18 protein-coding genes are annotated in these 26,084 nt (G+C 37.5%); 9 read left to right on the top strand and 9 right to left on the bottom strand.

Going from position 1 to position 26,084, the window contains the following annotated elements; genetic code table 11:
• The first annotated feature begins 133 nt into the window (after positions 1 to 133).
• The 6 genes from F9B76_RS04430 to F9B76_RS04405 all read left to right on the top strand — a co-directional run bounded on the left by F9B76_RS04430 (position 134) and on the right by F9B76_RS04405 (position 7,520).
• Complete coding sequence (locus F9B76_RS04430; RefSeq protein WP_159991021.1) at positions 134 to 1,651, top strand: fumarate hydratase; 1,518 nt, start codon at positions 134 to 136, stop codon at positions 1,649 to 1,651.
• 203 nt (positions 1,652 to 1,854) lie between these two features.
• Positions 1,855 to 3,453, top strand: a complete 1,599-nt coding sequence (locus tag F9B76_RS04425; protein ID WP_159991020.1) for an ABC transporter substrate-binding protein — start codon at positions 1,855 to 1,857, stop codon at positions 3,451 to 3,453.
• A gap of 152 nt (positions 3,454 to 3,605) precedes the next feature.
• Complete coding sequence (locus F9B76_RS04420; protein ID WP_159991019.1) at positions 3,606 to 4,634, top strand: ABC transporter permease subunit; 1,029 nt, start codon at positions 3,606 to 3,608, stop codon at positions 4,632 to 4,634.
• 24 nt (positions 4,635 to 4,658) lie between these two features.
• Positions 4,659 to 5,561: an ABC transporter permease subunit gene (locus F9B76_RS04415; RefSeq protein WP_235914894.1), complete on the top strand. Its 903-nt coding sequence runs from the start codon at positions 4,659 to 4,661 to the stop codon at positions 5,559 to 5,561.
• Positions 5,562 to 5,572: 11 nt separating this feature from the next.
• Positions 5,573 to 6,553, top strand: a complete 981-nt coding sequence (locus F9B76_RS04410; protein ID WP_159991018.1) for an ABC transporter ATP-binding protein — start codon at positions 5,573 to 5,575, stop codon at positions 6,551 to 6,553.
• Entirely contained in the window at positions 6,546 to 7,520 is a 975-nt protein-coding gene (locus F9B76_RS04405) for a peptide ABC transporter ATP-binding protein (RefSeq protein ID WP_159991017.1), read from the top strand. The genes F9B76_RS04410 and F9B76_RS04405 overlap by 8 nt, the downstream gene beginning before the upstream one ends.
• 164 nt (positions 7,521 to 7,684) lie before the next feature.
• Here the strand turns inward: F9B76_RS04405 and pcnB are convergent, their stop codons facing one another.
• From pcnB to F9B76_RS04390, 3 genes are read right to left on the bottom strand one after another with little or no spacing between them, the layout of a single operon-like run.
• Positions 7,685 to 9,151 carry a polynucleotide adenylyltransferase PcnB gene (pcnB, locus tag F9B76_RS04400; RefSeq protein WP_159991016.1) on the bottom strand — a complete coding sequence of 489 codons (1,467 nt, stop codon included), beginning with the start codon at positions 9,149 to 9,151 and terminating at the stop codon, positions 7,685 to 7,687.
• A gap of 5 nt (positions 9,152 to 9,156) precedes the next feature.
• On the bottom strand, positions 9,157 to 9,834 hold the full coding sequence (locus F9B76_RS04395; RefSeq protein ID WP_159991015.1) for an HAD family hydrolase: 678 nt from the start codon (positions 9,832 to 9,834) through the stop codon (positions 9,157 to 9,159).
• Positions 9,831 to 10,517, bottom strand: a complete 687-nt coding sequence (locus F9B76_RS04390; RefSeq protein ID WP_159991014.1) for an HdaA/DnaA family protein — start codon at positions 10,515 to 10,517, stop codon at positions 9,831 to 9,833. Before F9B76_RS04390 ends, F9B76_RS04395 begins: the two co-directional genes overlap by 4 nt.
• Before the next feature lie 207 nt (positions 10,518 to 10,724).
• Here F9B76_RS04390 and purM point away from each other — a divergent pair, with 207 nt between their 5' ends.
• Positions 10,725 to 11,774, top strand: coding sequence for a phosphoribosylformylglycinamidine cyclo-ligase (gene purM, locus F9B76_RS04385; protein WP_159991013.1), 1,050 nt, complete (start codon positions 10,725 to 10,727; stop codon positions 11,772 to 11,774).
• A 139-nt stretch (positions 11,775 to 11,913) separates the two neighbouring features.
• Here purM and miaA read toward each other — a convergent pair whose 3' ends face one another.
• From miaA to F9B76_RS04355, 6 genes are all read right to left on the bottom strand, one after another.
• Positions 11,914 to 12,855, bottom strand: coding sequence for a tRNA (adenosine(37)-N6)-dimethylallyltransferase MiaA (miaA, locus tag F9B76_RS04380; RefSeq protein WP_159991012.1), 942 nt, complete (start codon positions 12,853 to 12,855; stop codon positions 11,914 to 11,916).
• Positions 12,856 to 12,857: 2 nt separating this feature from the next.
• Entirely contained in the window at positions 12,858 to 14,735 is a 1,878-nt protein-coding gene (gene mutL / locus F9B76_RS04375) for a DNA mismatch repair endonuclease MutL (protein ID WP_159991011.1), read from the bottom strand.
• Between the two features lie 466 nt (positions 14,736 to 15,201).
• Entirely contained in the window at positions 15,202 to 16,551 is a 1,350-nt protein-coding gene (locus F9B76_RS04370; RefSeq protein ID WP_159991010.1) for an N-acetylmuramoyl-L-alanine amidase, read from the bottom strand.
• Complete coding sequence (gene tsaE, locus F9B76_RS04365) at positions 16,503 to 17,042, bottom strand: tRNA (adenosine(37)-N6)-threonylcarbamoyltransferase complex ATPase subunit type 1 TsaE (protein WP_159991009.1); 540 nt, start codon at positions 17,040 to 17,042, stop codon at positions 16,503 to 16,505. The genes F9B76_RS04370 and tsaE overlap by 49 nt, the downstream gene beginning before the upstream one ends.
• Before the next feature lie 233 nt (positions 17,043 to 17,275).
• A complete protein-coding gene (locus tag F9B76_RS04360) occupies positions 17,276 to 18,439 on the bottom strand; it encodes an MFS transporter (RefSeq protein WP_159991008.1) in 1,164 nt (387 codons plus the stop codon).
• Positions 18,432 to 19,637, bottom strand: coding sequence for an ATP-grasp domain-containing protein (locus tag F9B76_RS04355; RefSeq protein ID WP_159991007.1), 1,206 nt, complete (start codon positions 19,635 to 19,637; stop codon positions 18,432 to 18,434). The genes F9B76_RS04360 and F9B76_RS04355 overlap by 8 nt, the downstream gene beginning before the upstream one ends.
• A 369-nt stretch (positions 19,638 to 20,006) precedes the next feature.
• Between F9B76_RS04355 and F9B76_RS04350 the strand changes: the two genes are divergently transcribed.
• Positions 20,007 to 22,652, top strand: coding sequence for a PD-(D/E)XK nuclease family protein (locus F9B76_RS04350; protein WP_159991006.1), 2,646 nt, complete (start codon positions 20,007 to 20,009; stop codon positions 22,650 to 22,652).
• Entirely contained in the window at positions 22,645 to 26,073 is a 3,429-nt protein-coding gene (locus F9B76_RS04345) for a UvrD-helicase domain-containing protein (protein WP_159991005.1), read from the top strand. The genes F9B76_RS04350 and F9B76_RS04345 overlap by 8 nt, the downstream gene beginning before the upstream one ends.
• The last annotated feature ends 11 nt before the right edge of the window (positions 26,074 to 26,084 follow it).

The following is a 26,084-nucleotide window of genomic DNA, read 5'->3' as shown; positions in this document are numbered from 1 at the left end:
TTTTAGCGAAATGATGAGAATAGTTATCACTAACAAACCATAGGTTTTACAAGATACCCGCTCAGGTTTCTACTTAAATTCCAGTATGATGTAGGCATTTCGTTTTTACTGACTTTATTGAGAATATTTATTTATGGCTACGATTATTAAAGAAAGTGATTTGGTTCAATCAATTGCTGATGCAGTACAATTCATTAGTTATTATCACCCACAAGACTATATTCAACATCTTGCGCGTGCTTATGAAAAAGAGCAAAATCCTGCCGCTAAAGATGCCATTGCCCAAATTTTAACTAACTCTCGTATGTGTGCAGAGGGGCATCGTCCGATTTGTCAAGACACAGGAATTGTGAATGTATTTTTAAAAATAGGCACGGATGTTAAATTAGAATTAACATCAACATTGCAAGAAGCCTGTGATGAGGGGGTGCGTCAAGGTTATCTTAATCCTGATAATAAATTGCGTGCCTCTGTTTTAACGGATCCTATTTTTGAACGTAAAAATACCCGTGATAACACACCCTGTGTACTATCGGTAGAATTAGTTCCTGGCAATACTATTGATGTACAAGTGGCTGCTAAAGGGGGTGGTTCTGAAAATAAAACAAAATTTGCCATGTTAAATCCAAGTGATAGTATTGTGGATTGGGTATTAAAAATGGTTCCTCAAATGGGGGCAGGTTGGTGTCCTCCGGGTATGTTGGGTATTGGTATTGGGGGAACGGCTGAAAAAGCGATGCTGATGGCTAAGCAATCCCTAATGGAAGATATTAATATGTACGAGTTACTTGCTCGTGGCCCTCAAAATAAAGTGGAAGAATTACGTATTGAACTCTATGAGAAAGTTAATGCCTTAGGGATTGGTGCGCAAGGTTTAGGTGGTTTGACAACTGTGTTAGATGTTAAGATTAATACTTACCCAACACACGCTGCTTCTAAGCCGATTGCTATGATTCCAAACTGTGCGGCAACTCGTCATGTGCATTTTGTCCTTGATGGTAGTGGTGTGGCAGATTTACCCATTCCTTCATTAGATGCTTGGCCTAAAGTACAATGGGCGCCTGACTACAATCAATCTAAACAAGTTAATTTAGATACGTTAACGAAAGAAGAAGTGGCAAGCTGGAAACCCGGTCAAACGCTATTACTCAACGGTAAAATGCTAACAGGGCGTGATGCTGCACATAAGCGTATTCAAGATATGCTTGCTAAAGGTGAGCCACTTCCTGTCGATTTTAAAAATCGTGTCATTTATTATGTAGGGCCTGTCGATCCTGTGCGTGATGAGGTTGTAGGCCCTGCTGGTCCAACAACAGCAACCCGTATGGATAAGTTTACTGAAATGATGTTGGCAAATACAGGGCTTATTGCCATGATTGGTAAAGCAGAGCGTGGGCCTGTTGCTATTGAGGCGATTCAAAAACATCAATCTGCTTATTTAATGGCGGTTGGTGGTTCTGCTTATTTGGTGTCTAAGGCGATTCGTTCTGCTAAAGTTGTCGGTTTTGAAGATTTAGGAATGGAAGCGATTTATGAATTTGAGGTAAAAGATATGCCAGTAACCGTAGCCGTAGATGCATCGGGTACTTCTGTTCATACAACGGGTCCAGAGAAATGGCAAAAAATTATTCGCCAAAATATTAAAAAATAGAAATTAATTAAGTTTCTTTATAAAAATAAACAGTCATATATCAAAGGTATATGGCTGTTTTTTTGTCTCATTCTCAACGATTTTTAGTCAATAGGTATATGATTTGTCAAAATGATGGTAACTTCGTGAAACTACTAGTTGCACTTTATACTAAACTGCGTTATAACATTTCTATACATTATTTATTTTTAGAAAGAAAGATTATGAAGAAAACATCCACTATTTTAGTTGCCTCTCTTTTGATGGTTTTTGCTGGTACTGCTCATGCTGCTAATACTTTGGTGTACTGTTCTGAGGGAAGTCCTGCAGGTTTTGATTCTGCTCAATATACGGCAGGTACAGATTTTGATGCAAGTGCAAATAATATCTTTAATACGCTTTTACAGTTTCCTCGTGGTGAAACAAAGGCTGCTCCGGGCTTAGCAGAAAGTTTTGATGTATCTGATGATGGTTTAGTTTATACCTTTCATCTACGAAAAGGGGTGAAGTGGCATACAACACGTTATTTTAAACCTACTCGAGATTTTAATGCTGATGATGTTGTCTTTACTTTTGATCGTTTAGCCAATAAAGAAAATCCTTTTAATAAAGCCTATCCTGTTGAATTCCCTTATTTTACCGATATGGGGCTAGATAAGAATATTAAGCGTGTTGAAAAGATTGATGATTATACAGTGAAATTTACACTGAATAAAAATGATGCGTCATTTACACAAACAATCGCTATGCCTATGGTGGGTTCTATTTACTCAAAAGAATATGCGGATAAATTATTAGCAGATGGTAAAGCTGCAATGATTAATCAGCAACCTGTAGGGACTGGGCCTTTTATTTTTGAGCGTTATCAGAAAGATGCCGTTATTCGTTATAAAGCAAATAAAGAGTATTGGGATAAATCAGATATGCCACTTGTGGATAATCTTATTTTTGCCATTACAAAAGATGCTTCTGTTCGTTATCAAAAAGTAAAAGCAGGTGAGTGTCATGTGATGTCCTATCCTTTACCGGCAGATGTAGAGAATATGAAAAAAGATAAAGGGATTAATGTATTAACGATCCCTGGTTTTAATGTAGGTATGATTTACTACAATACTGAAAAAACACCTTTTGATAAAGTAGATGTTCGTGTTGCATTGGATACCGCTATCAATAAACAAGCAATTATTGATGCTGTTTATGGTGGTCAAGGTCAATTAGCCCCGAATCCTATGCCTCCTACTCAATGGTCTTTTAATAAAGAGATTAAAGTCCGTGATTATGATCCTGAAAAAGCGAAAGAATTATTAGCTAAAGCAGGTTTTCCTGATGGCTTTGAGGCAACCTTATGGTCACTACCTGTACAACGTCCTTATAACCCTAATGGTCGTCTAATGGCTGAATTAGTACAAGCAGACTGGGCAAAAATTGGTGTTAAGGTAAATATCACAACGTTTGAATGGGCAGAATATCTTAAACGTGCTAAAGCGGGTGAACACCAAATGGTAATGGCAGGCTGGACAGGCGATAATGGTGACCCAGATAACTGGTTAGGCAACTTATTTGGTTGTGAAGCCGTTGGTGGTAGCAATTATTCACGTTATTGTTATGAGCCTTTCCAAAAATTACTAACAGAAGCACGCCAAATTAGTGATGTTGCTGAGCGAACCAAATTATATGAACAAGCACAAGTGGTTTTCCATGAGCAAATGCCGGGTTCTCCTGTGGGAACATCTATTGTGAATGTACCGACAACCAGTAATGTGGAAGGATTTAAAGTAAGTCCATTAGGTGCATTTCAATTTACAGGTGTTAGTGTAAAATAGGATCGATGAGTAGTAAGTGTATAAAAGGGTGGGGTGATCTCCACTCTTTTGTCATTTATGTCAATAATTATTGGTAGTATTGAATGAAATTCAAATAGGGAAACCTAGGTCTGTATCACTACATTTATTACCAAACAGACGGGAAGAGTAAAATGTTTTTATTTTTGCTAAAAAGAGTCGTTGCCCTTATTCCTACTTTATTAGGGGTTACGCTCTTAACTTTTTTATTACTACACCTAATTCCAGGTGATCCAGTACAAATCATGATGGGCGAACGCTCTAATGATCCAGAAATTTATGCCAGTATTGTTAAGCGCTTGGGTTTAGATCAACCGCTTTATATTCAATATTGGGAATATTTAAAAGGTTTATTACAGGGTGATTTAGGTAAGTCTTTTGTGACTAATACCAGTGTATGGGAAGAGTTTAAAGCACTTTTTCCTGCTACCTTAGAGTTGGGCATTATGGCGCTTTTATTTGGTAGTATTTTTGGTATTTTATTAGGGGTATTGGCAGCAGTTAAAAGAGGTTCAATCTTTGATCATGGTGTGATGGGTTTATCACTAACAGGATATTCTATGCCTATTTTCTGGTGGGGTTTAATGTTAATTATGCTTTTCTCCAGTGTATTGGGTTGGACACCTGTATCAGGACGGATTAGCCTTTTTTATGATATTGAACCGCATACAGGATTTATGCTGATTGATAGCTTAATTGCACAATGGGAAGATCCAGAATTTAATCAAGGGGCTTTTTTAAGTGCTTTACATCATTTGATTTTACCTACTATTGTGTTGGGAACGATTCCATTGGCTGTTATTTCGCGTATGACTCGCTCTTCAATGTTAGAAGTAATGGGTGAAGATTATGTACGCACCGCAAAAGCAAAAGGTTTATCACCTCGCCGTGTTATTTTTATTCATACTTTACGTAATGCCTTGATTGCGGTTGTTACAGTGATTGGCTTACAAATAGGGGTATTAATTGGTGGTGCGGTATTAACCGAAACCATTTTTTCGTGGCCCGGAATTGGAAAATGGTTAGTGGATTCTATTTTTAGACGCGATTACCCCGTTGTACAGAATGGTTTATTAATTGTGGCAACGCTAGTAATTTTGGTTAATTTATTAGTGGATGTGGTTTACGGTTTAGTAAATCCTCGTATCCGACACGCTCGTTAAGGAAGTATGATGAGTACAGAAAATATGATTTTAGTGGAGGATCGTGTGAGAGAAATTAAATATCCTTCACCACTTAAAGAATTTATCACCCACTTTATGCACAATAAAGGAGCAGTGATAGGACTTATTTTTTTACTATTGATGGTGTCCTGTACGATTTTTGCCCCTTATATTGCACCACATGATCCCATCGTTCAATACCGTGAGCATATGCTACAGCCACCTGTTTGGCAAGAGGGGGGATCTTGGACATTTATACTTGGTACAGATGAGGCAGGGCGAGATATTCTTTCTCGTATTATTTATGGAGCAAGGCTTTCTTTATTTATTGGTATCTGTGCGGTGCTTATTACTTTATTACCAGGTATTTTTCTAGGCTTATTGGCAGGTTTTTATCCTAAAGGTATTGGTCGGGTGATTATGCGAAGTGCGGATATTATGATTGCACTACCTTCGGTATTACTTGCTATTGCGATTATGGCGATTTTAGGCCCTGGTATTATGAATGCAATGATCGCTATTGCGGTGGTAGGGTTGCCTGCTTATATTCGTTTAGTCCGTGGCTCTGTGATGAGTGAGTTAAGTAAAGATTATGTTGTGGCTTCTCGTGTCGCTGGTGCAGGGATATGGCGATTAATGTTTGTTACTGTTTTACCAAACTGTATGGCACCTATTATTGTACAGGCGACATTAGGTTTCTCTTCTGCTATTTTGGATATTGCTGCATTGGGGTTCTTGGGACTCGGTGTACAACCACCTGCTCCTGAGTGGGGAACAATGTTAGCAACAGCACGTGATTATATTTCAAGTGCATGGTGGGTAGTTACTTTTCCGGGATTAGCTATTTTATTAACCGTGCTTGCAATTAATCTGATGGGTGATGGTTTACGTGATGCCCTAGATCCCAAACTAAAACAAGCAGCATAGGGAGAGAGAAGATGAGTTTATTATCTATTGAAAATTTATCTGTACGTTTTGGTACAAAAGAAAACCCCTTTTATGCGGTAGATAGCCTAAGTATTGAAGTAAAAGAAGGTGAAATTCTAGGTATTGTTGGCGAGTCAGGCTCTGGAAAATCGGTAACAATGATGGCTCTGATGGGATTACTAGATGGGCAAGGACATATCACTGCTGATAAGTTAGTATTTGATGGTAAGGATATGCTAACACTGACACCGAAAGAGCGCCGTCAGATTATTGGTAAAGATATATCAATGATTTTCCAAGATCCAATGACGGCTTTAAATCCTAGTTTTACAGTAGGTTTTCAGATTGAGGAAGTCCTTAAAATTCATAAAGGACTGAAAGGGAAAGCACTTCGTCAGCGAGCGATTGAGTTAATGAAAATTGTTGAAATCCCTGAACCTGAGTCTCGTTTATCTGCGTATCCCCATCAATTATCAGGTGGTATGAGTCAGCGTGTTGCGATAGCAATGGCAATTGCTTGTGAACCTAAATTATTAATTGCAGATGAGCCAACTACAGCATTAGATGTTACCATTCAGGCACAAATTATGGATTTATTAGTAAGTTTACAAAAACAAAATAATATGGCACTTATTATGATTACACATGATTTAGCAGTTGTGACTGAAGTTGCTCATAATGTTTGTGTGATGTATGCAGGGCAAGAGGTTGAATTAGGTCATATTCCAGAGATTTTTTATCAACCAGCTCATCCTTATACAGAAGCATTATTAGCCGCTGTACCTGAATCCAGTCAGGGTGAAAAAAGACTTAAAACCTTACCGGGGATTGTCCCGGGAAAATATGATCGACCCAAAGGTTGCTTATTATCACCAAGGTGTCCTTATGTTGAAGATACCTGTCGTCAGCAGCGTATTGCATTAGTTGATTATCAAGAACGTTCTGTCCGTTGTATTAAACCCCTAATGGCACTGGAGAAAGCACATGGATAATAAAGTAGTATTAAGTGTGCGTGATTTAGCGCGTCATTATGATGTATCAAAAGGATTGTTTAAATCTAAAGCAACAGTCAAAGCGTTAAATGGTATTTCCTTTGATTTATCAGCGGGAAAAACATTGGCAATTGTTGGTGAGTCAGGTTCTGGTAAATCGACACTTGCAAGACAATTAACCTTGATTGAAGAGCCGAGTAGAGGGCAACTATTTTTAGATGGTGAGCAAGTTAATTATCGTGATAAAACACAAATTAAAGCCTTACGTCAAAAAGTACAAATGGTTTTTCAAAACCCATATGGTTCGTTAAATCCTAGACGGAAAATAGGCGATCAGTTAGCCGAACCTTTAATCATCAATACGTCTTTAAATGCACAGGAACGTAAGCAGAAGATTGATGAGATGATGCAAATAGTGGGGTTACGTCCAGAACATTACTATCGTTATCCGCATATGTTCTCTGGAGGACAGCGGCAACGTATTGCTATTGCAAGGGCAATGATTCTTAACCCTAAAATAGTCATTGCAGATGAACCTACTTCTGCCCTTGATGTTTCTATTCAAGCACAGGTACTAAATCTGTTTATGGATTTACAAGAACAGCTTAAAACTGCCTATGTCTTTATTTCACATAACCTTGCTGTTGTTGAACATATGGCAGATGATGTGTTGGTAATGTATTTGGGTAAAGCAGTTGAAATCAGTAAAAAGTCGGTGTTATATGCAAAACCATTACATCCTTATACGCGTGCTTTATTATCGGCTACCCCTACGATTCACCCTGAAAAACGGTATCAGAAAATTATGATTAAAGGGGAATTACCATCTCCTATTAATCCGCCATTGGGCTGTGCCTTTCATAAACGATGTCCCCATGCTATTGAGCGATGTCACCAAGAAGAGCCAGTATTACGTGAAGTGGACGGGCGACAAGTGGCTTGTCATCTAGCAGAAGATTTTGTGTGATATATCATATTTTGTGATGAATATCATATAGAAAGTTAAAGGGGATATAGCAATATATCCCCTTATGTTTGATGATGTACGTTAGGATAAAGACTAGGTAAACAGCATATTTTGTGTATATTTTTCTTTAAAAGATAAACTATACGAATGAATACTGTTTAGAATTATCCCTCTTGACTTCTATTTTCAGCAGACCATTTCTTACGATTAGCACGGCGACGTGTACGGTATCGGCGTTTTCGTTGAGGGGAGCTTTTAGGGGTAGCACTATCTTGTTCCTCTATAGGTGATGCGATATTATTTTCAGTACTTATGGTACTGGCTACTTTAGTCCGTGAACGAGATGATTTTTGCTGTGCTTTTTGGGCGGCTTCTTGAATCATCACGGCTTTTTCACTATCTGAGGCATTAGCTAAATCCATCCACCACTGGGCTAATACACTATCAAATTCATGACAAGCTGCACGAATTTGTAGGAAATCACAAGCAGCACGGAAATAAGGTTGTCCTATCATACGCCAGATAAAGCGAGGGGTTATCTTAGTAAAGCGAGGTTGCATTAACCATATTTCGCGCATCTCTGCACTATGGCGTTTTTGGAGAGAGAGTCGTTGTACCTGTTCATCTAATACACGATTGACGGCATGGACTAGTGCTGGAACTGGAGGAGTATTTCCTCGTTGTATTTCTTCTTTCTGGTAGGCTTGAACAAGCGGCCATAGCAGGGCAGCATATAAGAAACTGGCACTAACGTGTTTATTATGACGAATACGTTGATCCGTACGGTCTAGTGTTACCTCGATAAGTTTTAAACTTCCTTCTTGTTGAAGCACTAAATCTAATAAAGGTAGAATGCCTTGATGAAGCCCCTCTGCACGTAATTGTTTAAGACAGGTTAAAGCATTACCACACGTCAGTAATTTAAACGTTTCATCAAAAAGGCGAGAATCAGGGACATTAGAAATTAAATGGGCTAATGGTTTGATAGGGTGCTGAGTATTTTTTTCTATCTTGGCATCTAATTTTGCAGCAAACCGAATAGCTCTTAGCATACGGACAGGATCTTCACGATAACGGGTTTCAGCATCACCAATCATTCTGACAAGGCGCTTGCGTAAATCAGCAACCCCATTGTGGTAATCAATAACTTCCTGTTTAATAGGGTCATAATAGAGGGCATTTAGCGTAAAATCACGGCGAGCCGCATCACTTTTGAGATCACCAAAAATATTATCATTCAGAATACGCCCTTGTTCATCGGTGATTTGATTACCTGCTGCTCGGAATGTAGAGGTTTCAATAATTTCAGATCCGAATACAACGTGAACTAACCGAAAGCGGCGACCAATAATTCTAGCTCGTCTAAAAAGTGCACGAACTTTTTCGGGGGTAGCGCTAGTAGCAACATCAAAATCTTTGGGTTCATGCCCTAAGATTAAATCACGTACAGCACCACCTACAATATAGGCTTGATACCCCTTTTTTTGTAAAACCTCACATACTTTAATGGCATTACGGGAGACAAGTCGTATATCAATACCATGTTCCTCTTTTGTGTAAATACGCGGTGTGGTATGTTGTTTAGGTTTAAAGAGTTTGCTAACGTATTTGGTAATTGTTTTTGTAAACATAATCTTTATTGAAATAAATCTAAAATTGTCCAAACTTTCGCTTGTGCAACCTCACGAAGTTTCGTATGTGGATTGGTTGCAATAGGGTGGCTTACCCGTTCTAATAAAGGTAAATCATTAATAGAGTCACTATAAAAGAAACTTTGCTCAAAATCATCAAAACGCAATCCTAGAGAGGATAACCACTCTTGAACACGTGTAATTTTGCCCTCTTTATAACTGGCAACACCCGTGTACTTTCCTGTGAATTGCCCCTTAATAATTTCAGGTTGTGTACCAATAATATGCTCAAAAGCAAATGCCCGTCCAATTGGTGTAATTACCCATGAATTAGTTGCACTAACTAAGCAACATAAATCTCCGTTGCGTAAATGTTTACCGACAAGTTCGATTGCTTGAGGAAGGATATGAGGGCGGATAACTTCTTGCATATATTGTTCATGGTATTTGGCTAAATCAACAATAGGATGCAATGTTAGAAAACTCAACATAAAAAGATTGGCTTCTTCGGCGGTAAGTGTTCCTGCTTCATATTTGGCATAAATTTCTTGATTACGGCGTTTTACCTCTTGAGGATCGCCAGCAAGTCCATGACGAGCAAGGAATTCAAGCCACTCATGATCACTATCAATAGGTAATAAGGTATTATCAAGGTCAAATAAGGCAAGTGTTTTTGTACTCATTGAAAAATTTCCTGTGATTTAATAAAGTTCTTGATTAAGGGAATAGTAATAGGGCGTTTTTGGCTAAGTGAGTATTCATCAAGTGCTTCAAGTAAGGCAAAAAGTGTACGCATATCTCTTGGACAATACGTAAAAATCCACTGTAGTACATCATCACTTAGTGTAAACCCTTTTTCATCAGCACGTTTTTTTAAGGCATTTTTACTATCTTCATCATTTAAGGTATGTAAAGCGTAAACCATTCCCCAACCAAGACGATTGCGTAAATCTTCCCTCATTTGCATCTGTAGGGGAGGGAGATTACCCGTACTTACAATGGTAAAGGCATTATCCTTTGCTTTTCTGGCCTGCCATTCATTGTAAAGATTAAATAAAACCTCTTTTTGCTCATCAGAAAAATCTTGTACATCATCAATTAATACATAATCCCCAGCCATTATGGGGGGTATATCATGTTGTTGGTGAGGAAATGAAGTCGATGTAAAGAGGTGGGTATGTTCAGTCATTAGGGAATGTAAAAGGTGAGATTTACCAGAACCTACCCCCCCCCAAAGATAAACAGCTTGTCCTGCGGATAGGTTTTGTAGGATAAAAACGACCTCTTGATTTTCCCCTAGGACAAAATTGTCAAAGCTAGGGTTAGGCTTAATAAGTAAAGAGGTTAAAAATAATTGTTCTTTCATGGAAAATAGCAACGAATTTTTTCTATTCAGCGTAAAATTATACTTTCTTATTGAATGGTTTATATCAGAAATCATTCAGATTAAAATTTTCGTCATTTATGTATGCCATTATATACGATTTACAAGCGTAATAGGATGAATAATGAATGGGTAAAAAAGGCATAAATGACGTTTAATAGGTTACTTTATCTATTTTAGGCGGATTCCATGACAACAAATGAAAAAAATTCTCTCACTTATCGTGATGCCGGTGTTGATATTGATGCAGGCGATGCATTAGTAGATCGCATTAAACCTTTGGCTGCCAAAACATTACGTGAAGGGGTGATGGCAGGTATTGGTGGCTTTGGTGCTTTATTTGAAGTGCCTAAAAAATTTAAAGAGCCTGTGCTTGTGTCTGGTACAGATGGTGTAGGAACTAAACTTCGCCTCGCTTTTGAGTGGAATCGCCATGATACAGTAGGTATTGACTTAGTGGCAATGAGTGTTAATGATATTCTAGTACAAGGGGCAGAACCTCTATTTTTCTTAGATTATTTTGCTTGTGGTAAATTAAGTGTTGATACTGCAGCTGCTGTTGTAGGAGGAATCGCTAAAGGATGTGAACAGTCTGGGTGTGCCTTGATTGGTGGTGAAACGGCAGAAATGCCGGGGATGTACCCAGATGGTGAATATGATTTAGCAGGGTTTGCTGTTGGTGCAGTAGATAAGTCCAAAATCATTGATGGTAAATCTATTAAAGTAGGGGATAAAATTATTGGTTTGGCCTCTAGTGGTGCACATTCTAATGGATATTCACTTATCCGCAAAATTATTGAACGTGCAGGGGCAAAACCGACAGATGATTTTCATGGTCAGCCACTTGTCGATGTGGTGATGGCTCCAACTCGCCTTTATGTAAAACCTGTTTTAGCTGCTTTAGCAAAGCATGGTGAATCTATCAAAGGGTTAGCCCATATTACAGGAGGGGGGTTATTAGATAATGTTCCTCGTATTTTACAAAAAGGATTAACCGCCCAAATTCAACAATCTGCATGGACATTCCCCCCGCTTTTCCAATGGTTACAAGAGCAGGGTAATGTGGCTCAAGAAGAAATGTACCGTGTCTTTAATTGTGGTATTGGTATGGTAATTGTGGTAGATGCTGAACAAGAAGCAGCGATTACACAAACCTTTAAAGAACTGGGTGAAACAGTCTATGCACTAGGTGAAATTGTTGCTCAACAAGAGGGGCAAGCCCAAACCGTAGTCGTGTAGAGATGTTATATAGGGAGTATTTTTTATTCCCTAATAATGGGATTTAAAGACTGTATTCAGTAGTGAGTACAGTCTTTTTTGTATAGTTATCTTATCTGTATTTTTAGGGATATGAAATATATTTAACTGTACTTGTACTTTAATTTGATAACTGAAGTATTTGCTTAACGGTTGTTAAGACTTGCTGTGGTACATTTTTATCAAAACAGTCAATAATTGTGCGTTCAGGTTGGCTCCGTAGCCATGTGATTTGTCGTTTTGCCAGTTGGCGTGTGGCAGCAATACCTTGTTCAATTGCTTTATCTATACTCACTTCACCGGTGAGGTGGTGCCATAGTTGGCGATAACCCACACAGCGAATAGAGGGTAAATCAGTATGTAAATCCCCTCGTTGATAAAGTGTCCGTACCTCTTCTAAAAAACCACTATCCATCATTTGTATAAAACGTTGTGCAATGCGTTGATGTAGCTGTGTTCTATCATTAGGCTCTAAACTAATCGTATGAAAATGATAGGGGCTTTGTGTAGGTTTTTGTTCGGCAAAGAGGGCAGAGAGGGGTTTACCTGTAAGAGTTATCACTTCTAACGCTCGTTGAATACGCTGACTATCATTAGGTGCTAGTCGCTCTGCGGTTTGAGGGTCTAATTGGTGTAACTTTTGATGCATAAAAGCCCAACCTTTTTCAAGTGCTTCTTGTTCTAATGTAGTACGCAAAGTATTATTAGCAGAGGGTAGGTCATGTAAACCATCACGTAGTGTTTTGTAGTACATCATTGTACCGCCTGCTAAGATAGGGATTTTGCCTCTGGTTTGAATGTCTTGTATAAGGCGTAGGGTATCTTGATAGAAATCGGCGGCACTATAGCTCTCTAAAGGATCACGAATATCTAATAAATGCTGTGGAACGCTTTGTTGTTCTTCTCGGCTAGGTTTGGCTGTACCAATATCCATATTTCGATAAATAGTGGCTGAATCAACATTAATTACCTCTATGGGTAAATGCTCTGCTAAAGTCAGTACAGAGGCTGATTTACCTGCGGCGGTAGGCCCAGCGATACAAATAATGGTTGGCTTATTCATTATTATTGTCCACGCATAAAAAGTTTATCCAAATCGGCTAATGACCAAGTAAACCAAGTAGGGCGACCATGGTTACACTGATTGGCTCTTTCAGTTTGTTCCATTTGACGTAAAAGTGCATTCATTTCAGCTAGGCTAAGTAAGCGGTTTGCTCTCACGGAACCGTGACATGCCATGGTAGCGAGTAGCTCATTACGCTGTTCTGTCATCAGATGAGAAATACCAATATTTTCTAAATCATTTAGGATACGTCTGACCATTGTTTCAATATCCCCTTTGGCTAATAAACTGGGGACAGCACGGACAGCAATAGATTTTGGCCCAGAAGAGCTTAATGAAAGACCAATTGCCTCCAGTGTTTCTTTATGTTCTTCTAAAAGTGCAACCTGCTTTTCTGATGTATGAAAAACAACAGGAACAAGTAATTCTTGTGTGATGATGTGTTGTTGATCCGCTAGTGATTTTAATTGTTCATAGACAATACGTTCGTGTGCAGCGTGCATATCAACAAGGATAAGTCCCTCTTTATTTTGTGCCAATATATAAATGCCATGTAATTGACCAATTGCCATACCAAGTGGAAAGTCTTCTTCCTCTGATGTTTGGCTAGGTTGGGGATTGTCCGAAATAGTTTGTGGAGAGTGAATATCCAAAGGGGCGTAGGCTTTTTGCCATACTTCCTGACGAGGGGCTAAGTTTAATGGTGTTTGTTGCTTATAGGGGAAAGCAGGTTTTGCACCGACAAAAGGATTGGCTTGATTATTAATAGATTGCCCTGTTGATAGTCCTTCTTGGTTTACTAAAGCAGAAGAATTCACCCTATCTGTTTCTACTGTGTGGATATGAGCGTTCTCTTCATCTGATGTCTTTTCTTGGTGAACTGCACCTTGTCCACCCAAACGAGCGAGTGCTGTTGCAATACATTGTTGAATAAAACGATGAATAGCACCACTATCACGAAAGCGGATTTCGCTTTTGGCAGGGTGAACATTAACATCAACAAGACTGGGTTCAATGGATAAGAATAAGACATAGGCGGGTTGTCGATCGCCATGTAATACATCATTGTAAGCACTACGGATAGCGTGTGTTACCGTACGATCACGGACGAAGCGACCATTCACATAAAGATATTGCTTATCTGCTCTTGATCTGGCAGCACTGGGTTGTACGGTTAATCCGTGTAAATGACATATAGAGGTACTACCTTCTACCTCAAGCCCTGCACTTATAAATTCAGCACCTAGTACATCACGGATACGTTGAATTGTTTCGGTGGCTTGCCATTGTTTATAGGGTTTGTCATTATGAAAGATTCTAAAACTGATATGAGGGTAGGCAAGGGCAATACGCTCTACCATATCAATACAATGAGAAAATTCTGTTTGTTCTGTTTTTAAAAATTTACGTCTGGCTGGAATTTCATCAAAAATTTGCTTAACATCGACAACCGTACCTTGTGAACCTGAAGAGGGTTCTATGACACCATGTGATCCATCTATCATCCATGCGTGTTTTTGGTTGGCAGTGCGTGAACTAAGTGTGAGATGAGAAACAGAGGCGATAGAAGCAAGAGCCTCTCCACGAAAACCCATTGAACGGACTGATTCTAGTTCGGATAGGGAACGAACCTTACTGGTTGCATGTCGTGTTAAGGCAAGTGCTAGTTCTTCTTTGGGAATGCCTGAGCCATTATCAATCACACATAAACGGCGAATACCTCCCCCATCTAAGCGTAATTCTATTTGTGTTGCTCCTGCATCAATAGCATTTTCAACTAATTCTTTAAGTACCGAAGCAGGGCGTTCAATAACTTCACCTGCAGCGATTTGACTAATTAATTGATCGGGAAGTAAGTGAATATGGCGGCGTTCAGACATAACAACATAAGAAGAAAATAAGGTGATTTTTTATTGTAACTCAAGTGGGTTTGAATTAGGAATTTTTGTGAGTGAATGGAATAGGGAGGGTTAAAAAATTATTTTAAATATAACAATGTTCTTATGATAAATTGCTATTTATAAAAGTCCTACAAAATGCTTTGTAAGTTGTTTGAATAGTTCTTCTGCTTTGCTATAAAAAATCGCTTTGTTATCAAGCATTTTTACGGATTTTTAGAAGAATAATTTTATGATTTTTATAAAAAAGGATTGAATCTTTTAAGTATAAAGTAATAGTTATAAAAACACTGTAAATAGAGTAGAAGTTGTTCAAGCAGTTGCTTGCTCGGTTTGCAAAACTCGCTTCGTCAATCATTATTTCTCAGTGCTTTTAAAAAATACGGTTATTATTTTGTATATAAAACTAGTTTAAATACAAAATATCTTTAAATCTAATCAGCCATTATTAACGGCTAGCAAGAGGAGGATTCGTGGCAATATAGCTATCTAATCCAGATAATATGGCACGCGCAATGGTGTTATGGTTACCCGTATTGCGTAAGAAAGTCTCTTCTTGTTTGTTAGAGATAAAGGCAACTTCTACCAAAATAGAGGGAATATCAGGGGCTTTAAGCACAGCAAAACCAGCTTGTTCTACACGGCGACTTTGTAAACCATTCACTCTACCAAGTGAGTCTAATACTCGATGACCAATTTTGAGTGCTTCATTGATTTGTGCTGTTGTTGACATATCAAGTAATACACTAGCCGTATTACGATCATGTGCACCAATATCTAAACCACCAATTAAGTCAGCTTCATTTTCTTTATTGGCTAACCAACGAGCTGCTGCACTTGATGCTCCCTTACGAGAGAGGGCAAAAACAGATGTTCCCCTTGCGGATGGATTGGTAAAAGCATCCGCATGAATAGAGATAAAAATATCAGCTTTCACTCGGCGTGCTTTTTGTACGCGTACTTGTAAAGGGACAAAGAAATCAGCATCACGCGTCATATAAGCACGCATATTAGACCGTGCATTAATTGCATCTCGTAATTTACGACCAATAGAGAGTACAACATCTTTTTCTTTTGTACCTCTTGATCCAATCGCCCCTGGATCTTCACCTCCATGGCCGGGATCTATCGCTACTAGAATAGGACGTTTCTTTCCTTTAGTATTGCCTGTATTATTGGTTACAACAGCAGGTGCTTTAGGTGCAATTTGTCCTTGTACTTTAGGGGCTGCGGTGGTTGGTCGATTATGATTTAGCTGATTAAGAATACTCGCTAAAGGGTCGTTATTCGTATCGACATTGTGTGCGAGTGCAGTAAGTGGATCTTTAGCCACTTTAGGGTATAAGTCAAGAACAAGGCGGTATTGGTAATTACCAATCGGTTTTAAGGTAAATACTTGTGGAACAATAGCTTGTTTTAAATCAATGACTAAACGGACGACATCTGCACGATTTTGAGCAACACGAACGCGTGAAATATAAGGGTCATTCGGTTTGATTTTAGAGATAAGGGAATTAAGGGCTTCACTCATACTTAACCCTTGTAAATCCACCACTAAGCGATGAGGGTTATCAAGGGTAAAATGTTCATGCTTAATCGGAGAGTTTAATTCGAGCGTAACCCGTGTATAGTCATCAGCAGGCCATGTACGAACCGCTAAAATCTGGCTACTTGCGGCATGAGCGACTTTTGAGACCACAGGTAAAGAGAGCATGGCAATGCCACAGCCTAAAATCTGGCGTCGTGTGATTATTCGGCGAGGTGAAATGCCTGTGGTATCTTGAGTTGTGTTATCCATGCTTTTCCCTTATCAGAATGGGGGTGTAATTCCGCTATTCTACCGTTTTGATAGTAGTGAAGTTTTAATAAAATATCAGGTGAAGGAAGTGATTTATCGGCTTTTTCTGGCCATTCAATTAAAACCACTGCATTCTCTAATAAATTATCACGGAATCCTGCTTCTTGCCACTCTGAAGAATCATTAAATCTATAAAAATCAAAGTGGTATAAGTATAATCTAGAAACTTTATAGGTTTCAACTAATGTATAGGTAGGGCTTTTAATACGACCCTTTACCCCTAGGGCTTGTAAGAAAGCACGAGAAAAGGCAGTTTTGCCAGCACCTAAATCCCCTTGTAAATGAAGGTGATAGGCTGATTTTAAGCCCTGTTCTTGCCCTTCTGGGGAGGTAATGGCTTGATGAATAGGGGCTGCCATTATTTGTGCAAATGTTTGTGTTGCCGTTTCATCGGGTAGGTAAAAACGGTAAATATTGTTGATGCTTGACATAGGTTTTACAATTTGACACATTAAAGATAGTAAGCGAAAAGGTTTCTATGTTCTTAAACTCTTGAGTATATATGAAAAATAGGGAGTTAAGTGTTCTTTATTAAAAACCACTAACCATCTCATAATTGTAGATACCTTATTACTAGTATTTTCTATTCCCAATAGTGGTGTTTAATTGATAAAACCATGGATAATTTATGATTGTTTAATGAAGTATGATGAATATATTCACTTTATTCTGTTTCATAGTGATAGATAAAATAAATAAAAGCAGCGATAGCGGAAGATAGTGCTAAAAGTGTCCACAAAGATAATCCAAATAGTCCAGTATTATATAAGAGTGTACCGGTATAACTACCAAATAATCCACCAAATGCACCGGCTAAACTCATTATGCCAAAGGCGGTAGCAACCATATTGGGATTAATATTTGTGGTGTCATAATCTAATCGTATCTGTATAATAATTTCTGCCAAAGAGAATAAAATAATAGAGAGAAATAAAATACTATATTCAGTTGTTATAAAATCAAAGAGTAAAAAGCAAGCAGAAAATAATAAAAAGGCCAATGAAAAAGGTAGTCTTGATGAACCTGAGCAAGCCCATGAAGAAACCGAAGACTGAAAAAAAATTACTATAAGAGCATTACAAATAAACACATAACTTGTTGTCTGATTATCAAATGTAGCACTGGTAAACATGGGTATTGTAACGTCAATTTGCATAAAAAATGCCATAACAAGGAACATAGCGATTGAGATACAAATCATTGTTTTATTTTTAATAAGTGCTAATAAATCGCATAAAGAAATTTTTCTTGTTTCTATAGGGTTTACATCACCATTTAATTTTAGGTTAAGTAATGTTAAGAAGATAAAAATAATACCAACAGAAGTGAAGAGTACCGATGGCGATAGAGAAAAAACAGCAACACCAATAATAGGTCCAATCGCCACACCAATATTAGCAAATATTGCTCGCATAGAAAGTACACTGACTTTTTCGTTCTCTCCAATCACCTTAATAAGAAATGATTTAGCAGCCGGTAAATAAATACTACTTCCTAGACCAATAAGAATGCAGGAAAGTAAGAGTAAGTAGAAATTATCAACATATCCAATGAGGAGATAACCGGGAATTCTTACGATAAGCCCTAGTAGCATTGTCCCCTTAGTATGAATGTAATCAGATAGTAATCCACCCAAAAGAGAACCAGCTCTTTGACACCAAAAAGCTACGCCAATAATGATACCCACTTCACTGGTTGTAATAGTTGCTAATTGATTTAGGAAAATAGATAGAAATGGAATGACCATAAAAATGCCAATATTGCTTAGCAATGTCGTAATAAGTGTCAGTTTTACATCATGATTGAAAGAGGCAAATTTTTTAATCATTAGGTGCTTCCATCTGTACAATTACTTTATTGGCTTCTGAAATAGCATTTAGTAAAGCGATTTCACTACTTTGGGCAGTGGTCATTAAAATACCTACACAAGCAGATTGATCGGTGATAGTATCAATTTTTTTACCAGATTGAGCATAAGGGAAAATTTTAGTGCGTTCTTTATTGATATATTTATCATTAATCCCTTTAAAATAACCCGTCTGTTTTGCATAAATAACAACTTGAGCAGTAAATATTTTTGGTATTAGTGTCATATCTAATAAAGAAGGTCTTTTACCCACTGCTATTTCAATAAAGGCTTTGTAGATATTAGTATCATAGGACTGACAAAGTGCTTCTCCAATTTGAATACCACCTAATCTGGGATTTACTTCAACAACTTCAAATCCATTTGGCGTAACGATAAATTCAATATGGGCAAATCCATCTGTATAAGCAATACATGACAGTATTTTTTTAATCCATTCTTCTACACCTGATAATTCCTGATGGTTTGTATTGATAGGTAAAGATATTGCTTTTTCCATAAATAAAGGTATATCGGATAGTATCCTACTAGATATGGCTAGGATTTTTGTTTCACCTTTAAAACTAATGGTTTCTGCACTGAATAAAGTCCCTTTGAAATAGGTTTCTATAAGGACTTTTTCAAGTTGTTCATTGTTTCCTATCATATCTAAAAGATGGGATAATTCATTATCATTTTCAGCAAACCATACACTTTTAGAGCCTGTTCCACTAGGATCTTTAATAATAACAGGATAATGTATATTGTCAGGAATAGTATTTTTCCCTTTTTTGGGGTATATAATGTTTACCGTCCCTGATGTAAGATTATTTTCTAAGAGTTTTTGGCGAAATAAATCTTTATGACGGCATATGGTTGTAGCATTTTGAGCTTTTAATCCCAACTGGGGTAAGATCTCTTGTACAGCCATCGCCCATGTATCAGTTAGACTAATAATGCCGCCAAATTTATTTAAGTTTTGGCAATAAGCAATAATATTTTCTGGGTTAAAGGTATCAATTTCATAAACAACTAAATGTTTGCTCTCTATTTGGTTTAATTCGTAAAAGTAAAATGCTTTATTGTAGGTAAGAAGATGAAGAGTAACATTCATTTCTTGAGCGGCTTTGACTAATCGACCTAAACCAAATGTTAATGCTTCTACTAAAACAATATTCATCTGATATCCTTCTTTCTATTCTGTTATATAAGAATAATAATTTATGTTTATATTTTGTTACATGATAAGAATTATCATACAATATTAAGTCTATTATCTGAAATTAGTATAAACGAGCATATTATTGCAGAGAAATATTATTTTAATGGCGTAGGAGAAAATGATTACCTTACTAAATACGAAAAATAAGTGCTAAGTATATTTATTAAGGTTATTTTATTATTACTAATCCATTATTTTTATTTAATAACAGAATATTAATTCAAATAAGAAATACGATATAGATAAGCTAGATATGATCAAAAGGTATTGTATACTTTTTAGGCAGTAAAGCAATAATGCAGTCAATTTATAAAATAGGTAATTATCATGCAGCAGTATCCACTTTATACAATTGAACAATTAGGTGATTTAGACCCTAGTCATACATGGGTGATCACTGCGAATAATCGTTTAGCTGTATTTATCAAAAGTGTATTTATTAAAAGAAACACCCAAAAAGTGAAGCCATTGCCTACGGTTATTCCATATAAAGCATGGATTACTCAGTTTGAAGAACAGCTATCTTTTAAAAAACCAGATATGCCGGTGGTATTAAATGAAACAGCACAGCAATGGTGGTGGAAAAAAGTGATAGCAGAGGATACAGAGGCAAAGAAAACCCCTTTATTAAATATTGCTTCAGCTGCATTAATGGCAAATCAAGCACATCAACTACAAGCAGAGTGGCATATTGATGTAAAAGAACAAGACCAAACGGTTGAGTATGAGACATTTATACAGTGGAAAAAGGCGTATCAAAGGCAGCTAAATACCCATCATTATTGGGATGCACCACTATTGCAACAATATATTCTTCAAGCGATAGAAGAGGATGTTTTTCATTTACCTAAATACCTTGTTTTAATGGGTTTCTATGCGTTTAGTGCCTATCAAGAACAATTGTTCAATATACTTCAAGCAAAAGGGGTACAAATTCTATCATTAGAACCTCATACTGTACCTGCTCACCAAATTAAAATCCTTGAGGCACAGGACTTTCAGCATGAAGTTGAGTGTGCAATTCATTGGGCAAAGCAAAAAGTCTTATCACATACGTCTCAAGTTAAATTAGCTATTGTGATACCAGATTTACAAGAAAGGGTTGCTCCTGTAAGAAGAACTTTACAGCGTTGTTTAAGAGGTAGTCCCTTAGAAAATCATTGGCATGTGGCGGTGGGTCGTCCTCTATCACAATGGTCATTGGTTTATTCTGCCTTGGCATGGTTTCGTTTAATCGTTAATTTTTCCAAAGGAAAAATAGCTGTTCCCGTTATTGGTGATGCTTTGCTTCATGCAGAGTTTGCCTTTAATGATATGCAACAGATGGCATTAGCACACATAGATAATCAGTTAAGAGAGGGACAAGAAGTGAGTCTTTCTTTGACAACATTTTTAGGTTTACTCGAAAAAGTCGATGAAACGTTTTCACAAACCATGAAAGCAATAGTTGATAAATGGGCAAACCAACAGCAAACATGTGCACAATGGGCTCAATGCTATCGAGAGGCATTAGAGGCTTTTGCGTTTCCGGGAACAACAGCATTAGGAAGTATTGATTATCAGGTATGCCAAGCATTTGAAAGTGCTATTAAAACTTTTGCTTTATTAGATGAAATGCTACCTGCTTTACCTGTTGATGAGGCATTTTATCTTTTTGAACAACAACTTAATAAAACCAGTTTCCAAGGACAACGAAAACAACAGGTTGTATTAGATATTGTTGGTTTATATGAGATTGAGGGGGGGCAATGGGATAGTGTCTGGGTATTAGGTCTAACCGATAATACCCTCCCTCAAGTACCGTCTCCCAATCCTTATTTGCCTATTCGTAGTCAGCGCCATGCCAAAATAACCCATGCAACACCAGAGGGTGAAATGCAATGGGCTACACAAATTTTTAAAGCGATTTTAAGTAGTGCTGCGGAGGTAGTGTTAAGTTATCCTGCTCATCAACAAGATGAAATATTAAGACCCAGTAGTTTTTTACTTGATAAAAACCTACCTGCTATTGACGCATTACCTCCCCTTGATAATAAGGTTTCAATACCCGTTGCTTTTGAAGAAATACGGGATACAAGAGGCTTACCGAAAGAGGGGTATATTACGGGTGGATATAGTATTCTGGAAAAACAATCTAAAAATCCATTATGGGCATATGCCACACTTCGTTTACATTTAAAGCAATTACTTAATTATCCTGAAATAGAATTAAATGCTCTTTTACAAGGGAATTTCTTACATAGTGTAATGGAAAAGTTTTATCAAAAACTATCGAACCAAGAGCAATTAATGGATAATGACTTGGTGCAGTCCACACTTGATGCAGTTATCACAGAAGTTTCTCAAAAAATGCTTTCTTTTTTAAGTAGTGCAAGATTAAAGGAATTATTTATCCAAAGAAGCCGAGCTATTTTGCAGCAGAAAATTGATGAAGATAGGGATAATCGCTATCCCTTTACCGTAGAGGCAGTAGAAAAGAAATATACCGTCAATTATAAAAACATAGCATTTACTTTTAAAGTGGATCGTATTGATAGTGTTGATCATCAGCAAAAAGTATTAATTGACTATAAAACAGGTAGATTAAAGTCTTTAAATACCTATATTGAAGATTGGGTGGAAAGACCTCGTTTATTAAATTTACAGCTCCCTTTATATGCAACACTTTTAAATGATATTCCTTCTGTACAGGTAGCAGGGATTACGTTTTTAGGGTTAAATCGTCAATCGCATTATGAGGGCTTATGGCAAAGTGAACAGTATAAACATCAAAAATCCGCCTCTATCTTGAGTCAGGAAGAATGGGCGAAGGTAAGTAGTGAGTGGCGACAAAAATTACACCATTTAATGGACGAAATTGCACAAGGTGAGGCAACAAACCAATATATCCATGAAGAGGATATAGCATATTGTGATATTAAACCTTTTTTAAGATTGGTCGATAGTATTCATCAGGAGAATAATAATGAGTGAACCTATAGATAAAGTAGCGCGTGAACACGCGGTTGATCCTTCACGTTCTTATATTGTTCAAGCACCAGCAGGTTCAGGAAAAACAGAGTTACTAACCGATAGAATATTAGCGTTATTAGCTATTGTTGAGCGACCAGAAGATATTCTAGCGATTACGTTTACCCGAAAAGCAGCGGCAGAAATGCGAGCAAGGGTTATGGAAAAATTACAAAAAGCAGAAGAACCTGAACCTCTTGAAGCCTATCGTCAAGCCTCATGGAAAAAAGCAAAGGCAGTTTTGGAACGAAATACAGCAAAAAATTGGCAATTAATAGAAAATCCTAGTCGTTTACGCATACAAACCATTGACTCATTTTGTCAATCACTGGTGCGACTCACGCCAAGTTTATCTGAATCAGGGGCTGGATTATCACCAACAGAGGATAGTCAGCAATTATTCTATAAAGCGACTCAAAAAATGCTTCAACATATTGATAAGCACCCGAGTATAGCCGTTATTCTGGATCACTTAGATGTTAATGTGGGTAAGTTTCAATCGTTACTAGTAGATATGCTTAGTCGCCGACAAAACTGGTTGGGTATTGTTCAGAATCAGGCTAAGGCAATGGAAACAATGGCTGAAACGCTGGGTAATATTATCCAAACACAGCTAGAACAGTTGGATAAGGTACTTCCCCATCAATGGTTAGATGATATAAGAGGGGTGATTACAGAGGCGGCTTTCACATTGGAAGCAGAGGATAATGCAGAAAATACACAGAAAAATTTCTTAAAACCTTGGCTATCATGGAATGGACAGACCTTAATACATAGTATAGAAGATATTGCTTTATGGAAAAGTCTTGCGGATTTTTTACTGACAGGTAAAGGTGAAATTCGTCAACGAGTGGATAAAAAAATAGGTATTCTACCTAAATCAAGCTATAAAGAGGGATTTCTAGTATGGTTAAAGCAGTTACAAGATCTACCCCAATATGCAGAGATCGTATCTGGGTTGAATGATATACGATATATTCCTAAGCAACTCTATAATCCTGATAATAAAGTGCTTTTTGAAAGTTTTTTTGATTGTTTAAAACAAAGTGAAATTTATCTACAAGAAGTGTTTAGAGAAGAGGGCAGTGTTGATTTTACAGAGATTGCACAGCGGGCATTGATGGCATTGGAGAATGCAGATGGCTCACCAACAGAGATGCTCTTAAAATTGGATGCAGATTTAAAACATATTTTGATTGATGAATTTCAGGATACGAGTTTAAGCCAAAAGAAACTCTTGGAGTTAATCACATCAGGTTGGGAACGAGATGATGGACGAACGCTTTTCTTAGTAGGTGATCCTATGCAGTCGATTTACCGTTTTCGTCAATCAGAGGTAGCGCTTTTTTCAAGAATAGCAGAGGCTGCAAAAGACAATACCTTATTACCAAAAGCAGAGAAAAAAAATATTGTCGGTGATGTTGTATTAGATTTATTACAGCTACAAGTCAATTTCCGATCAGATGCTGGTGTGGTGGAGTGGGTAAATCGTAATTTTACACAGGTTTTTCCATCAGAAGATAATCCAGATTTAGGGGCGATTAGATATACACCATCATCTCCTTTTAATCAAGCAAAAGATACACCTGCGGTGCAATACCATCATTTTTCTTTTATAGATAATGAGCAAGCACTGGATGAAAAAAGTCAAAAACAAAAGGGTAGTAAGGAAGTGCTTGAAGATAATGCAGAGCAGTATATTGTTCAACTTGTTCAAGAGGCATTGGCAAGACATTCTGATAGTAAACATCCTGTAGCGATTTTGGTTCGTTCTCGTTCACATATAGGAAGAATCAGTGAGAAATTAACTCAGGCAAATATTCCTATTCAAGCGGTTAAAATGGTTTCTCTTGGGCAGACCGAAGAAGTAATTGATTTAATCCAATTAGTGCGTGCTTTAACACATGAATGGGATCGTTTGGCGTGGATGTCGCTGTTGAGAGCACCTTTTTGTGGGTTGAGTTTGGTGAGTTTAACACGTCTTTTTGAAGATAAAAAAGAACAAAGTATTCCTTCGCTACTCAAAACTTATTTACAAGATGAACAAGCATTAGTTGCTCTGATTGGTCAAGATGAAGCAAAACGATTGATGCATTTGGCAGTGCCATTAGTCTATCCCCCTTATACTAAACGAGAAATGACCTTTACGAGCTATATTGAGCAAGTATGGGAAGATTTGGGTGCAAACGCTTTATATCATTTGCCTACTCAGCAAGAAAATATTCAAGCTGTTTTACATATTATTGATGATTTAGCTCCCTATGGACAGCTTGATTTAGCTCTATTTGAATCGCGTATTGAAAACCTTTATGCAACGCCTTCCAAACAAGCAGGTGCAGTAGAGATTATGACGATGCATAGTGCCAAGGGATTAGAGTTTGATGAAGTTATTTTATATGGATTACACCGTATCCCTTGCCATGATACGGGTGGTTTATTAGAAATTGAATCAGAAGAAGGTCATCTATTAATAGGCCCTATTAAACATACCGCAACGGAATATAAAGATGATGTTTCTCTCTTTATTAAAGCAAGGAATGATAAACGTCAGCGTAATGAGGTAGATCGCTTGCTTTATGTAGCGTGTACACGAGCTAAGCAAAAGCTACACCTTGTTTATGTGGATGTAGAGGATAAAGCGGCTCATGATAAAAGAACCATGCTATCTAGTATAGTGATGGATTTAAAGGGTAAAGAGGGTACTTTTTATCATCCACAAATGATTACACCAGTAGTACCAATAGAATCAACAGAAGCCTATCCTTTTATCACACAGGATAAGTTAAGACGCTATACCCTAGATACCATAGCCTCTATAAAAACACCTGTTTCTATCCCCAAAGTATTCACCCCATTACATACGGGTAAATGGTCTTTTGAAAGCAGACAAGAGGCAGCCATAGGAACAGTTGTGCATCAATGGTTAGAACAAATTGGTTTAGACAAAATGCAAGAGTGGACATCTGAAAGAGTGGCAAATTCATCAACAATGATTACCCGTCATTTAAGACGATTAGGTGTTGAGGCGATAGAAGCGGCGACACAGCGAGTTATCACCTTATTACAAGGTGTTTTGGCAGATACAAAAGGGCAGTGGTTATTAAGTCATAAAGATGCTAACCGAGAGTGGGCATTAAGTAATGAAGAGGGGCAGCAAAAAATTATTGACCTTGTACTCAATACTCCAGAAGGCTGGCTAGTGGTTGACTATAAAACAGATGCACGGTTTGATGGAGAGTCTTCTGATGATTTTCAGGAAAGATTAAAGCGTGCTTATCGTGAACAATTAACTAACTATGCCAACTATCTTCATCTATTAGATGGACGAACCGTAAAAGCAGTGATTTATGCGGTAGATGGTTGTGAATGGATTGAGCTTTTCTAATTCTGTGATAC

This window comes from Pelistega ratti, from assembly GCF_009833965.1.
Classification (GTDB): domain Bacteria; phylum Pseudomonadota; class Gammaproteobacteria; order Burkholderiales; family Burkholderiaceae_B; genus Taylorella; species Taylorella ratti.
Note: the sequence above shows the minus strand (reverse complement) of the source record. Positions and strands in the feature narration are given on the sequence as shown.